The 12,142-nt window shown below is 45.6% G+C and carries 17 protein-coding genes; 13 read left to right on the top strand and 4 right to left on the bottom strand.

Annotated features, from left to right (window positions below; all coding sequences use genetic code 11):
- Positions 1-3: 3 nt before the first annotated feature.
- Entirely contained in the window at positions 4-924 is a 921-nt protein-coding gene (gene oppB, locus Q4A73_RS01810) for an oligopeptide ABC transporter permease OppB (protein ID WP_303205727.1), read from the bottom strand.
- On the bottom strand, positions 924-2,531 hold the full coding sequence (locus Q4A73_RS01805) for an ABC transporter substrate-binding protein (protein ID WP_303205726.1): 1,608 nt from the start codon (positions 2,529-2,531) through the stop codon (positions 924-926). The genes oppB and Q4A73_RS01805 overlap by 1 nt, the downstream gene beginning before the upstream one ends.
- Positions 2,532-2,792: 261 nt before the next feature.
- Between Q4A73_RS01805 and Q4A73_RS01800 the strand changes: the two genes are divergently transcribed.
- From Q4A73_RS01800 to Q4A73_RS01745, 13 genes are all read left to right on the top strand, one after another.
- A complete protein-coding gene (locus Q4A73_RS01800) occupies positions 2,793-3,488 on the top strand; it encodes a 3-methyladenine DNA glycosylase (protein WP_303205725.1) in 696 nt (231 codons plus the stop codon).
- Positions 3,475-4,329, top strand: a complete 855-nt coding sequence (locus Q4A73_RS01795) for a hypothetical protein (RefSeq protein WP_303205724.1) — start codon at positions 3,475-3,477, stop codon at positions 4,327-4,329. The genes Q4A73_RS01800 and Q4A73_RS01795 overlap by 14 nt, the downstream gene beginning before the upstream one ends.
- Positions 4,326-5,204, top strand: a complete 879-nt coding sequence (locus Q4A73_RS01790) for a site-specific DNA-methyltransferase (RefSeq protein ID WP_303205723.1) — start codon at positions 4,326-4,328, stop codon at positions 5,202-5,204. Before Q4A73_RS01795 ends, Q4A73_RS01790 begins: the two co-directional genes overlap by 4 nt.
- 132 nt (positions 5,205-5,336) lie before the next feature.
- A complete protein-coding gene (locus tag Q4A73_RS07325; RefSeq protein ID WP_368492641.1) occupies positions 5,337-5,438 on the top strand; it encodes a hypothetical protein in 102 nt (33 codons plus the stop codon).
- A gap of 23 nt (positions 5,439-5,461) precedes the next feature.
- A complete protein-coding gene (locus Q4A73_RS01785; protein WP_303205722.1) occupies positions 5,462-5,680 on the top strand; it encodes a DNA cytosine methyltransferase in 219 nt (72 codons plus the stop codon).
- A gap of 144 nt (positions 5,681-5,824) precedes the next feature.
- Positions 5,825-6,073 (top strand): hypothetical protein, encoded by a 249-nt coding sequence (locus tag Q4A73_RS01780; RefSeq protein WP_303205721.1) that lies wholly within the window; start codon positions 5,825-5,827, stop codon positions 6,071-6,073.
- A 320-nt stretch (positions 6,074-6,393) separates the two neighbouring features.
- Positions 6,394-6,522, top strand: coding sequence for a hypothetical protein (locus tag Q4A73_RS01775; RefSeq protein ID WP_303205720.1), 129 nt, complete (start codon positions 6,394-6,396; stop codon positions 6,520-6,522).
- 78 nt (positions 6,523-6,600) lie between these two features.
- Positions 6,601-7,407, top strand: coding sequence for a bifunctional hydroxymethylpyrimidine kinase/phosphomethylpyrimidine kinase (gene thiD / locus Q4A73_RS01770; protein WP_303205719.1), 807 nt, complete (start codon positions 6,601-6,603; stop codon positions 7,405-7,407).
- Complete coding sequence (thiE, locus tag Q4A73_RS01765; protein WP_303205718.1) at positions 7,404-8,027, top strand: thiamine phosphate synthase; 624 nt, start codon at positions 7,404-7,406, stop codon at positions 8,025-8,027. The genes thiD and thiE overlap by 4 nt, the downstream gene beginning before the upstream one ends.
- Positions 8,005-8,670, top strand: coding sequence for a uroporphyrinogen-III synthase (locus Q4A73_RS01760; protein ID WP_303205717.1), 666 nt, complete (start codon positions 8,005-8,007; stop codon positions 8,668-8,670). The genes thiE and Q4A73_RS01760 overlap by 23 nt, the downstream gene beginning before the upstream one ends.
- A 33-nt stretch (positions 8,671-8,703) precedes the next feature.
- A complete protein-coding gene (locus tag Q4A73_RS01755) occupies positions 8,704-10,020 on the top strand; it encodes an MATE family efflux transporter (RefSeq protein ID WP_303205716.1) in 1,317 nt (438 codons plus the stop codon).
- Positions 9,996-10,640: a SprT family zinc-dependent metalloprotease gene (locus tag Q4A73_RS01750; protein WP_303205715.1), complete on the top strand. Its 645-nt coding sequence runs from the start codon at positions 9,996-9,998 to the stop codon at positions 10,638-10,640. The genes Q4A73_RS01755 and Q4A73_RS01750 overlap by 25 nt, the downstream gene beginning before the upstream one ends.
- Before the next feature lie 53 nt (positions 10,641-10,693).
- A complete protein-coding gene (locus Q4A73_RS01745) occupies positions 10,694-10,840 on the top strand; it encodes a hypothetical protein (RefSeq protein ID WP_303205714.1) in 147 nt (48 codons plus the stop codon).
- 5 nt (positions 10,841-10,845) lie between these two features.
- On the opposite strand, the gene Q4A73_RS01740 is transcribed toward Q4A73_RS01745, so the two are convergent.
- Positions 10,846-11,487 (bottom strand): thiol:disulfide interchange protein DsbA/DsbL, encoded by a 642-nt coding sequence (locus Q4A73_RS01740; RefSeq protein ID WP_303205713.1) that lies wholly within the window; start codon positions 11,485-11,487, stop codon positions 10,846-10,848.
- 51 nt (positions 11,488-11,538) lie between these two features.
- Positions 11,539-12,142: disulfide bond formation protein B (locus Q4A73_RS01735; RefSeq protein WP_303205712.1), on the bottom strand; the 604-nt coding region annotated here is incomplete at its 5' end.

Below are 12,142 nucleotides of genomic sequence, written 5' to 3'. Positions count from 1 at the left end.
ACCTTAATGTGTGATTTTTGGATCTAAGAAAGCATAGAGTATATCGGCTATGGCGTTGAGTGCTATGGTGAGAACCCCGACGATGATCGTTAGGGATAAAACCAAAGAATAGTCTCTGTTTAAGGCTCCATTCACAAAAAGCTGCCCCATTCCGGGTATGGTGAAAATGGTCTCAATCACAACAGAGCCTGTAATGATGCCCACGAAAGCGGGAGAGAGGTAGGAAATCACGGGGATCAGCGAGGGCTTGAGGGCGTGGATGATGATGATCCTCAAGGAAGATAGGCCCTTGGCTTTTGCCGTACGAATGAAATCGGAGTGTAAAATTTCTATCATGGAGCCTCGGGTGAGTCTTGATATCCTTGCGATATAGCTCAGGCACAGGGCCAAAACGGGCAGGATGAGATATTGCGTTGCTGCGTTGTTCCATCCGCCTGATGGGAGCCAATTGAGCCCGATGGCAAAAATCAAAACCAACAAAGGAGCGATGATGAAGCTGGGTAAAACCACGCCCACCATCGCAAAGCTCATAACGCAATAGTCCAAAAATTTGTTTTGATTGAGTGCGGCTATGATACCAGCGCTCATCCCGATCAATACAGCGATAACGAAGGCAAGACCCCCCAAGATAATCGACACGGGAAAGGACTGAGCGATGAGTTCATTAACGGACAAATCCTTATAAACAAAACTGGGGACAAAATCACCCCTCAATAAATTCCCAAGATAAGAGAAATACTGAAGATAAAGTGGCTTGTCCAAGCCGTATTTGGCGTGGATGTTCGCCATCACTTCTGGAGGGTAGGCTATCTCTCCCATGAAGGGACTTCCGGGTGCTAGACGCATCAGGAAGAAAGAAAGTGTGATCAAAACGAACATGGTCGGGATCGCCTGTAAAATCCTCCACACGATGAATTTAAGCATCAGTGCTCCACAATGTATAAATCTTTGAAGTAGTAGGACTGCGAAGGCTTGATTTTATAGCCTCTCACATAGGGCTTGATGAGCGCTACATTGGTGTAGAAATAAACGGGGATTAGGGCGCTTTCTTGGTAAAGTATCTCCTCTGCCCTTGCATAGGCTTTTGCTCTGTCCTCCTCTGTAGGGGCAAGGTAGGCGGTTTTGATGATGGAGTCGTATTCTGCATTGCTAAATCTGCCCTGATTGTTTGAGGAATTTGTGGTGAAGATGTTTAAAAAACTACTCGCTTCGTTGTAATCAGAGCACCAGCCAGCCTTTGCGATTTGGTAATCCCCAAGCCTTCTGGTGGATAGGAAGGTTTTCCACTCTTGATTTTGCAGCTTGACATTGACGATTCCTTCTAAATTTTTCTTCCAAATGGACGCAACGGCAAGGGCGATTTGCTTGTGGCCTTCGTTGGTGTTGTATAAGAGGCTTAAATTCAGTGGTTTGTTTTTGCTATAACCCGCCTCTTTCAAAAGCTTAACAGCCTCTTCGCTACGCTTTTTCATATCCCAAGAAGCCCAATCGGGATTTTGAATCAAATGAGCCGATTGTATGGCTGGGGGTGAAAAGGTGTAGGCAGGAATTTGCCCCGTTTTCATGATTTTCTCTGTGATAATATTGCGATCCAGAGCCAAAGACAGAGCACGTCTTAGCTGTGGATTTTTAAGCGGCTCTTTTTCGTGATTGATCTCGTAGTAGTAGGTGCATAGGGCCGGAGCGATTTTTAGCTCATCCTTATAGTCCTTTTTCACGCTCTCAAAAAGCTCCAAAGGAAAGCCGCTGATGTCCAAATTTCCAGAGCGGTATCTTGTGAAGGCTACGGATTCGTTTGAAATTTGCAGGAGGGTGATTTTGTCCAAAAGGACGGTTTTACTATCCCAGTAGTGAGGATTTTTGACCATAACCGCCTCCTCGTTGAGGACGAAATTTTGCAGCTTGAAGGCCCCATTGCCTACGATATTTTGCGGATTGCTCCAAGCATCGCCAAATTTTTCCACCACTTTTTGCGGCACGGGAGAGAGGACATAAAACTGGGTCAAAAGATCCGCATAAGGCACAGGATCTTCTAGGTGCAAGATCAAAGTGTGCGCATCCTTCGCCTCAACTCCCAAGCTCTCAGGCTTAGCCTTTCCGGATACGATTTCGGTTACATTTTTTAACTTCATGTAGCTCAGGTATGTGGAGTAGGGTGAAGCGGTTTTTGGATCCACCAAGCGCCTCCACGCGAACACAAAATCCTCCGCACTCACAGGGTCCCCGTTGGACCATTTTGCGTCTTTTCTCAGGTGAAAAGTCCAAGTTTTAAAGTCATCGCTATGCTCCCATTTGTGCGCCACACCGGGGATGACATTATCATCAATGTCTGAAATGAGCAGGGTCTCAAATAAATTCCTAGCAAAAAATCCCTCAGGCGTCCCCTCTATCTTTGCCGGGTCCAAAGACTGAGGCGCAGCGCCTGCGTTGTAGGTGAATTCCTGCTTTTTGGCGAGCTTGTCCCCTGGCTGGACACTGGCGGCAAAAAGCATACTGGTAGCAAATAAAATAGCGTAAAAACTCTTTTTCATCGTGGTAAAACTCCTTTTTGTGTGAATTATTATGAAGGACTTATAATAATCATAAAAATTTAAATTTTCATTGAAGCGGGCCTTAAAAATTCAAAAAATTTCGCTTGAAATGTTTAATTTTGTAACAAAATTTCTTGTCTTTGGTTACGAAATGTAAATTTGCGCCCCCGTTTCGCGGGCTAGATTTTGCATCGTTTTGAAAGTGAAAGATCGTTGTTTAAAATTGGCTACGATATGGATTGTGAATCATTTAGGAGTTTTATGAACGGGGCGGATATTTTTAGGGGACTTTTGGGCTTAAATTTGGCTTATGAGAGCTTTGACTGGCTGGAGGGTAGGGGACTGAGTGGGTTTGAGATTCTCAGCTCTGTGGTGCTTACGCAAAACACAAACTGGAACAATGTCCTCAAGGCTCTAGCAAATCTCAAATCCGCTCATATCACCACGCTTGAGGGCCTCAAAAGCCTTGAAAATGAAGCTTTGGCGAGGCTCATCAAACCCAGCGGCTTTTATAATACGAAGGCCAAAAGGCTCAAAACTTTAGTGGAGGCTATCTTGCAGGACTTTGGGGACTTGGAGAATTTTAAGCTTGAAGTGAGTAGGGAGTGGCTTTTGGGCGTGAAGGGTCTGGGCGAGGAGAGTGCGGATGGGATTTTAAACTACCTTTGCGGGCGTGAAATTTTAGTCGTGGATCGCTACACGCAGCGGCTAGCGAGTGCTTTGGGCTATGAGTTTGAAAGCTATGGGGACTTGCAGGAATTTTTCCAAAGTGGCGTGGAGGCAGAGGCGGAGGGGCTTTGTGAAATTTTAGGACGCAAGGCCCCGCTTTATGAGCTTTATCAAATTTTGCACGCCCTCATCGTCGCCTTTGCGAAGGAGTATTTTAGGGGCAAAAAACTGAGCGAAAGGGGCGCGGAGTGCGTTAGGAAAATAGGGGGGCAAAATGTGGCAAATTGAGGATGAGATTAATTTTTTTAAAAGTGCTTTAAGTGGCGGTTTTGCCAGTGCTAAGGATTTATTTTATGAATTAAATGGGAAAAGTTTGGCCTATGCTCCCAAAAGCATAAAAAAAACCATCGTAACCCTACAAAGTAGGAATAGCCTTATGGGTAGTTATACCGAAATTTGGTGTGAAAAGCTTTTGGCACCTTTGGCTAGAGAGTTAGGTTTGTATGCAGTGAGAGGAGTTATTTGCAAGGAGTTGGGTATGGTTAGAAATGCGAAGATGGATTTGGGTTTTTGCACCAGTGAAGATAAAATTCAAAGGGTGGAAAATATTAAGATGATTTTTGAGATTAAAATGAGCATTACAAATAATTATGAATTAAAAAATGGCAAGGTGGAATTTGTAGGCGATCACACGACACATAGGGGTAGTCCGTCCTTGTTAAGAAGCGACAGCGTGCTAAAAGCTGCGGGGAAGGCCATAAATACGCGTCTTAGCTGTGAAGATGCTAAAAAAATTCCCATTGTAATTTTGGGCAACACACACATAAGTGATTATTATTTAGACAAGGCTGATAATTTGGCTCAATATGGAGTTGTTCAAAAAATTATTTCTCTAAATCCCCACACAGGCGACACTAAAAGCTCCCCACTCAATCATTTTTGCACTCCGCAAAATAGTAAAGAGTTGAAAGAAATTTTAAAAGGAATTTTGAAGCAAAAATTGTATTATTTTTCAGCTATGATAAGCAAAGAAAAGCTAGGACAAGCAATTAAAAAAATTTCAAAAACAGATGATGAAATAGAGCTTGCTGAAAACTTTCTCAATGAACTCAAAAAGGCTTATCAATGACTGAAACTTCATCGTTTGGCGTGGGTGCTAGGATAGGGCATAATTCATCTAATTTTTATAATGCTAATATTTACGAAGCCTATCGTAAGCAAAAAAAAACCAAACAAAACGACAATATTATTCCACAAGATATACTCAATAATATTTTTTGTCATAGCAGTGAAACTATGCACGAATTGCCAGATAGTAGTGTGCATTTGATGCTCACCTCACCGCCTTACAATGTGGGTAAAGAATATGATGAAAATTTAAGTTTGGATGAATATTTAGGACTTTTAAAAAAGGTTTTTGCTGAAACTTACAGGGTTTTGGTTGATGGTGGTAGAGCTTGTATCAATGTAGCTAACATCGGTAGAAAGCCCTATATCCCGCTAACCATGCACATCAATCAAATCATGCTAGAGCTTGGTTTTCTAATGCGCGGCGAAATCATCTGGGACAAAAGTGCTAGTAGCGGTGTAAGTCTTGCTTGGGGGAGTTTTAAAAGTGCTAGTAATCCTGTTTTAAGAGATACCCACGAGTATATTTTAGTTTTTTCTAAAGGGGATTTTAAGCGCGAAAAAAAGAAGCAAAATAAACAAGATTCCATTTCAAAAGAAAATTTTATGGAGTGGAGTCGATCCATTTGGCGTTTTAGTGCCGTGAGCGCGAAAAAAATAGGCCACCCAGCCCCCTTTCCCATCGAGCTTCCTAGGAGGCTTATAGAATTTTACAGCTTTGAGGGCGATGTGATTTTAGATCCCTTCATGGGTAGCGGCACGAGCGCACTAGCCGCGATGCAACTAAGGCGCGATTTTGTGGGCTATGAGCTGAATAAGGCCTACATTCAGCTTGCCAACTCACGCATCAATGAAGCCAAAAGCGTTTTATTTTAGGGGCAAAAAACTGAGCGAAAGGGGCGCGGAGTGCTTGGAAAAATTGGAGCCACAAAGGATAAAAGTGGCACATTTTAACCATCAAAAAATTTAACCTTTATAGACCTTTGCAGCGGTAGAGGCGGTGGGCGTTTGGGGCTAGAAATTTGCGGCTTTAAATGCTTAGGCTTTAGTGAGATTGATAAACGAGCGATTAGGATTTATAAAGCTTTTTTGACACTTCAAATGAGCTAGAACTTGGCGATTTGACAAAAATAGTGCCACAAAATTTGCCTGATTTTGATTTATTGATTAGCGGTTTTCCTTGTCAAAGCTTTGGCATCTTTGGCAAAAGAGAGGGGCTGGAAAATAAAAAAGGGGGCAGATTATTTTATTTGGCTGAAATTTTAAAAAGCAAACAACCTAGCTTTTGCATCTTAGAAAATGTCAAAGGCTTACCCAATCACAACAAAGGACAAGCTTTAAAGAAATTTTAGAGTTTTTAGAAACTTGCGGTTATCGGGTTTTTTTACAAGCTTTTAAATAGCCTTGATTTTAACAAAAGATTAAAGTATGCCTAAAATCGCAATAAAAAATAGAGATTAATTATTTGCGGTTTGTTTCTTGCAAAATTGGATACATTGGCTTATAAATCTTTGGACTTTTCTGGCTTTATAGAGGCTTTTAATGTGTTGGGTTTTGTCTTGCAGGGAAAGCCTAGCAATATCAAAAATTACAGAAATGAATTTGACCCTTTTAAAAATTTGATTTCTAGCTTTTTGATTGAAAATTATGAAGAAAAATTGCAAATCAATGAATTTTTAGACTCTAAATACAGAAACAGGCCTTATCAAAAGAGTGGCGACAGGCAAGGCAGCGGAGCAATATAAAGAAAATTTTACAAGGCATTTTGAAAATTTTTCTTCGCTTGATAGTAGAGATTTTGGCTGCGGATTTGATTTTAAAATGCAAAATGAAAAAGAATTTTATTGTGTCAAAATAAAAGGATTGAATGAGCTGAATGGGATTTTATGCTGACGGAAAAAGAATACAAGATAGCACAAAATTTAAAATAAATATTGCCTTTACATTGTAGGCAACCTTAAAAAAGCCGAAAGAAAATTTATTTTTCAATCCATAAATTAAATTTTTTAGTGATTTAAGCGAGACTTACATCCCTTCAATAAAACGATATTTTTATAATGGTTAAGTGCTTTTTACAAAATATGGCAATTTAAAAATCGGCAAAGTTCGCATCCAAATAAAAGGCGGCGATAGCGGTGGAGAGGGCGCAAAAATGCTTCAGCTCAAAATCAATCCTTGCAAATCGCTTGAATAAGCTTTATTGCTACAGGATTTGATCCAATAAATTTAAGCTACTGTGCTAAAACTACCCCTTTCATTTTAGGAGCGACCCATGAAAGCAAAAACAAGCACCCTCATCCCCGTTTTGACGATGGCAGGAAGCGATTGCAGCGGCGGAGCGGGCATTCAGGCCGACCTTAAGACCTTCAGCGCCCACGGGCTTTTTGGCATGAGCGTGATTTTAAGCATCGTCGCCGAAAACACCGCCCGCGTCATCTCCGTGCATAATGTCCCCCCCCAAAGCGTGGCCGATCAAATTCTAGCCGTTTTTGAGGACATCCCTCCTAAGGCCCTTAAAATCGGCATGATCAACAGCACCGAGCTCATGGCCTGCGTGGCCGAGAATTTAGCCCATTTTAAGCCCGAAAACATCGTCATCGACCCCGTGATGTTCGCCAAAAACGGCTTCGCCCTCATGCCCCCGAAAAATTGCGAATTTTTCAAGGAAAATTTACTCCACTTCGCCGATGTCCTCACGCCCAATATCCCTGAAGCTGAGTTTTTAACAGGCCTTAAAATCCACGATGAGCCCGGCATGAAAAGGGCCGCCGAGCACCTACACCAAAAGGGCGCAAAGTCCGTCCTCATCAAGGGCGGGCACCGTAGTGAAAGCGCTGATGATGTCTTTTTTGACGGGCAGGATTTTCACATCCTCAGGGGCGAGAGGATAGAGACCAAAAACACCCACGGCACGGGCTGCACCCTGAGCGCGGCCATCGCTTCAAATTTAGCCCTAGGCAAGGATCTGGGCGCGGCACTGAGCGCAGCGAAGGACTACATTAGCGGCGCGATCTACCACTCACTCGATCTTGGCAAGGGCTGCGGACCGACCCACCATTTTTTTAAGAATTGGTCGTGAAAAATTTAAATTTAAGCCTCTACCTTGTCGCCAGTCGGGGCGAAAAAAGCGATGAGGCCTTTTTAAACTGCGTGAAATCGGCCATCGAGGGCGGGGTGAGCGTGGTGCAGCTTCGCGAAAAAAAGCTCGAAGCGGGGGAAATTTTTAAGCTCGGCTTAAAATTAAAACGACTCTGCGACGCCCTGTCTGTGCCCCTCATCATCAACGACCGCCTCGACATCGCCCTGGCCTTGGATGCGGCGGGTGTGCATTTGGGGCAGGAGGATTTGCCCGTGGGCGTGGCGCGCAAAATTTTAGGCGAGGACAAAATCATAGGCCTGAGTCTTAAAAATTTAGCCCAAATGCAAGCGGGAGCGGACTATTTGGGATGCGGCGCACTTCGGGCGAGCCCCACGAAAAAAAGCGAGATTTTGCTCCCAGGAACCCTGCGCGAAATTTGTGAAAAATCCCCCCTGCCCGTGGTGGCGATAGGGGGCGTGGATGCGAGCGTGGTGGCCTCTTTGCGGGGGCTGGATTTAGCCGGGGTGGCGGTGGTGAGGGCGATCATGCAGGCAGAAAACCCTCGCGCAGCGGCTTTGGAGCTTAAGGAGGCGGTGCGTGAAAATTTATCTCCTCAATGAAACCCCCTTCGAAGGCGTGGAAAATCTCATCTTAAGCCGCGTTAAATTTTACGATTTTAGCGTGGATTTGAGCCGCTTTGATGCCCTCATTTGCACCTCCAAAAACGCCCTCAAAGCCCTAGAAAACGCAAAAATTCCGCTTCATTTTGATGGCGTGCTTTATGCGGTGGGGCAAAAAACAGCCCAAGCGGCGCGAAGACTTGGCTTTTCGCGAGTGAGGGTCCCAAGCCGAGCCTACGCGGCCGCACTTTTTGAGGAATTTAGAACTGAATTCAAGGGGCGAAACTGCCTTTATTTGCGCGGCAAGGATGTGGCGTGGGATTTGAGCGCGGCCCTGCGGGAGGCGGGGGTTGCGCTTTGCGAGATGGTGGTTTATGAGAGTGAATTTATAGGCAGCGCGCTTAGGCCTGAGCGGCCGGGGATTTTTATCTTCACCTCGCCCTTGGGGGTGGAGAATTTTTTGCGCTCTTTTTCTTTTTGCGCGGGGGATTTGTGCGTGGCTCTGGGGCAAAGCACGGCCGAAAAACTCCCCCGAGAAAATCTTTTCCTCCCCCCAGAATCCAGCCTCGCATCCTGCGTGGCCCTGGCAAAGAGACTGAGGGATCTAAAATGCGACTCCAAGGATCGGGGTGGGGAAATTTAGACTTTTTGAGTAGAATGAACGCGGAGTTTAATGATGGCAAACAAACAACTTTCTTTAAAAAAGCTTAGCATCCCTATTTTTTGCGAATTATTCTTGCGCTGCCTAGCCCTCATCATCAATACCGTGATGGTTTCGCACTATTCTAACGCCCTCGTGGGCGCCCTGGGTGCGGGCAATCAAATTTTTGACCTCTTCATCACGATTTTTAGCTTTTTGAGTGTGGGCTGTAGCGTCTTCGTCGCTCAGGCTTTGGGGGCTAGAAATTTCACCCTCGCCCGCAAGGCCATCCATCAAAGCCTCTTTTTAAACGCCCTCTTAGGCCTGCTTTGCACCCTTTTCATCCTGTGGCAGAGCGAGCTTTTGCTGCGCCTGCTTAAGGTCCCTCAAAGCCTTGGCGCGGAGAGTAAAATTTACCTGCAGATGCTTGGGATTTGCCTTTTTTTCGAGGCCGTCGACATCGTCATATCCGCCATTTTGCGGGTGTATAACCGCGCTGCCTTGGTGATGGGGGTAGCACTTTTGATGGACGGGCTTATCGTGCTTGGGAATTATTATGTTTTGCATTTTACGGATTTGGAGCTTTTTGGCGTGGGGCTTGTGAATGTGTTTGGCCGCATCGTAGCCATCGTCGTTTTACTCGCGTTTTTAATCCTCATCTTAAAAATTCCGCTCAAATTCAAAGAAATGATAGCCCTTGAAAGCGGGATTTTGAAAAAAATCCTAAACATCGGCGGCTTTTCGGCGGGGGAAAATTTGATCTGGATCGTGCAATACACCATCGCCTTTGCCTTCGTGGCGAGTTTGGGTGGGGAAAATTTAAGCGTGCAAACGCTTTATTTTCAAATTTCACTCCTCATCATGCTCATCGGCATAGCCCTAAGCCTCGCCAATGAAATCATCGTAGGCAAACTCGTGGGCGCCAATTATCCCAGCATCGCCTACAAGCACACTTGGACCGCGCTTTATCTCAGCCTCATCGCTAGCGGCGTGGTGTCGGGGGTGAATTTTTTCCTGCAGGATTTTACGATGAGTGCCATCGCTCTTGAGGAGGGGCTCAAAAAACTGATGGCGCCGCTCTTTGCTCTCTCTATCTTCCTTGAAATTTCACGCTCTTTCAACATTGTGATGGTCAATGCCCTCAGGGCGAGCGGGGATGCGCGCTTTCCCTTTTTTACGGGGCTTGTTTTTATGATGGGGGTGAGCTTGCCGGTGGGCTATGTTTTGTGCTTTCACGCTGGGCTTGGGATCTTGGGCGTTTGGCTGGGTTTTTGCGCGGATGAATTTTTTAGGGGGCTTGTGAATGCCTGGCGCTGGAAGAGTAAAAAATGGCAGGGAAAAAGACTGGTTTAGAGAGTTTCGCGTGGAAGGGGTGGCGGATTTTTTACCAAAAAAAGCCTGTGAAAAATTTGCGCCTGAGGCTGGATGATGCGGGGAGGTTTCGCCTGAGTTTGCCGCTTTTTTGCCCTGAGGAAAAGGTGGTGGAATTTTTGAGCAAAAATGAGGCTTGGATGGGGCAAATTTGGGCGCGGTTTAAGGAGCGCGAGGGGCGGAAGGATGAGCTTTTATTTTTGGGAAGGGGGTATCGGGTCCTTTTTGATGCAAATTTAAAAAAAACCCGTTTTGAGAAAAATCTCATCAAAAGCCCATCAAAAGAGGATTTGGATAAATTTTTGCGTCAAAATGCGCGGATCATTTTTTTGCATTTTTTGAAAAAATGGGGCCGCAAAACGGGGCTTTTTCACACGCATCTTAGCATCAAAACGATGCGCACACGCTGGGGCTCTTGCAACAGCAAGAAGGGCTACATTAATTTAAATTTAAGACTTTTGCAAAAAAATTTGAGGGCGATCGAGTATGTGATTTTGCACGAGCTAGCACATCTCAAGCACCCCAATCATAGCGAGGAATTTTACGCTTTTTTGGCTGAAAATATGAGCGACTTTCGGCAGAGGGAGGGGGAATTTTACTAGGTGCTTTGGGGACCTGGCGCGAATGGCTGCGCCACTTGGGGGACTGCTAAGACATGCGCGACTGGGCGGGAATTTCTCAGGGCTTGAGACGCAAAGCTAGGACGCGGAGAATTTTAGAAGCGCGCTGGGTTGGGACGCGCGAGGAGTTTTGGCGCCCCAGAGGCGCGGGTCGCAGCAGGGGTTTGGGGCGCTGGGTTTGATGGGACTATGGTCTGGGCGATTTGATAAGCTTTTCCAGAGCCTCCAGCGAAGTGATGGCGCTTGGCTTGATTTGATGTGAGCCCTCAAGCACAAAGGCCGGAGTGCCGAAATTTTTAGCCACTTCATTGGCCCATTTGAAACGCTCCAAAAGCTCCACGGCCTCGGCGCTTTTTAAAAATTCCCCAAGCTCTTCCCTTCCGATCTCAAGCACGGCAAAACCAAGACTCAAAAAGCTTTCTTGGTCGGTGAATTCTCTCGCTGAGACGACCACGCCCGCCTCATTTTCGACGAAAAAGCGTCCAAAATAAACCCCCGCCAAGCGCTGCGCGAGGCTATCCTCATCCGCCGCATCCCTGCCCTCGAGCCTGTCCTTGTGGATGGCGTAAGCGAAAAATTCGTTCAAAAACTCGCCATATTTTGCATCCGATAGGCTCACGGGGTAAAGCTCATAGCGCAGATCGGGGACTTTGTTTTTCAGCTTTTGGAGGGTTTTGAATTTGTGGTGGTTGTAGCAGTGGATGCATTGGTAGGAGAAGGCCTCGATAAGTGAATTTTTGGCGCCTGAAATTTTATTTTCCAGCTCGATGAAGTCTTGCGCAAAAAGCAAGGGGGCTAGCAAAAGCAAAGGGATGAATTTTTTTAGCATGAAAACTCCTAAATTTCAAAATCGTATTTTAATGCCCAATCTTAAACCCCGTCAAAATCGCCCCACAAGGCTCAAAAACAGGCTCAAAATCAAAGCGAGGGCGGCGGCGACTTTGTCCTGCCTGAAAAGGTGTAAGAATTTCCAAGCAAGCAGCCCAAAAAATAGGGCGAAAATCCCCAAAAGGCACTCGGGCATGGTGAGGAATTTCCACTGCGGGATGAGATACCAGCCCTGACTGTAAAGCCCTGCAAAAAAGGCTTGAATGGCGCTAGCATCGGCGCTGGCCGCATCCAGTCCGCACGGGCCTGTGGGCAAGAAAAGTGAGGGGAAGTGCTCGTGCAGGGCCAGATTGAGGGGGAATTCGGGCAGCATCTTGCAGCCGCTTAGTCCGTTGAAGGCATCGCCTGAGAGCGTGGCGTGGATTTTGCGGAGTTTTAAGGCGTGCAAAATGCCAAAAATCAGTCCGTAAAAACAAAGCCCAAAGGCTAAAATTTGAAGCCTCAATTTCAAGGCAGAAAGGGCGCCAAGCAAGGCTCCAAAGGCTATGAGGAACAAATCAAGGCGCAAATAAACGCAAAGCTCGCAAGGGCGCATGTTGAGATAAACCTGAAAGAAAAAATGCGAGAGGATCAAGCAAAAAGCGCAGATGGCAAAG

It is taken from the genome of Campylobacter sp., assembly GCF_030528245.1.
In the GTDB taxonomy this organism is placed as follows: Bacteria; Campylobacterota; Campylobacteria; order Campylobacterales; family Campylobacteraceae; genus Campylobacter_D.
Note: the sequence above shows the minus strand (reverse complement) of the source record. Positions and strands in the feature narration are given on the sequence as shown.

Coding starts and splice junctions, on each gene's coding strand:
- oppB (WP_303205727.1), bottom strand. CDS start 924: ATGCTTAAATTCATCGTGTGGAGGATTTTACAGGCGATCCCGACCATG.
- Q4A73_RS01805 (WP_303205726.1), bottom strand. CDS start 2,531: ATGAAAAAGAGTTTTTACGCTATTTTATTTGCTACCAGTATGCTTTTT.
- Q4A73_RS01800 (WP_303205725.1), top strand. CDS start 2,793: ATGAACGGGGCGGATATTTTTAGGGGACTTTTGGGCTTAAATTTGGCT.
- Q4A73_RS01795 (WP_303205724.1), top strand. CDS start 3,475: ATGTGGCAAATTGAGGATGAGATTAATTTTTTTAAAAGTGCTTTAAGT.
- Q4A73_RS01790 (WP_303205723.1), top strand. CDS start 4,326: ATGACTGAAACTTCATCGTTTGGCGTGGGTGCTAGGATAGGGCATAAT.
- thiD (WP_303205719.1), top strand. CDS start 6,601: ATGAAAGCAAAAACAAGCACCCTCATCCCCGTTTTGACGATGGCAGGA.
- Q4A73_RS01755 (WP_303205716.1), top strand. CDS start 8,704: ATGGCAAACAAACAACTTTCTTTAAAAAAGCTTAGCATCCCTATTTTT.
- Q4A73_RS01750 (WP_303205715.1), top strand. CDS start 9,996: ATGGCAGGGAAAAAGACTGGTTTAGAGAGTTTCGCGTGGAAGGGGTGG.
- Q4A73_RS01745 (WP_303205714.1), top strand. CDS start 10,694: ATGCGCGACTGGGCGGGAATTTCTCAGGGCTTGAGACGCAAAGCTAGG.
- Q4A73_RS01740 (WP_303205713.1), bottom strand. CDS start 11,487: ATGCTAAAAAAATTCATCCCTTTGCTTTTGCTAGCCCCCTTGCTTTTT.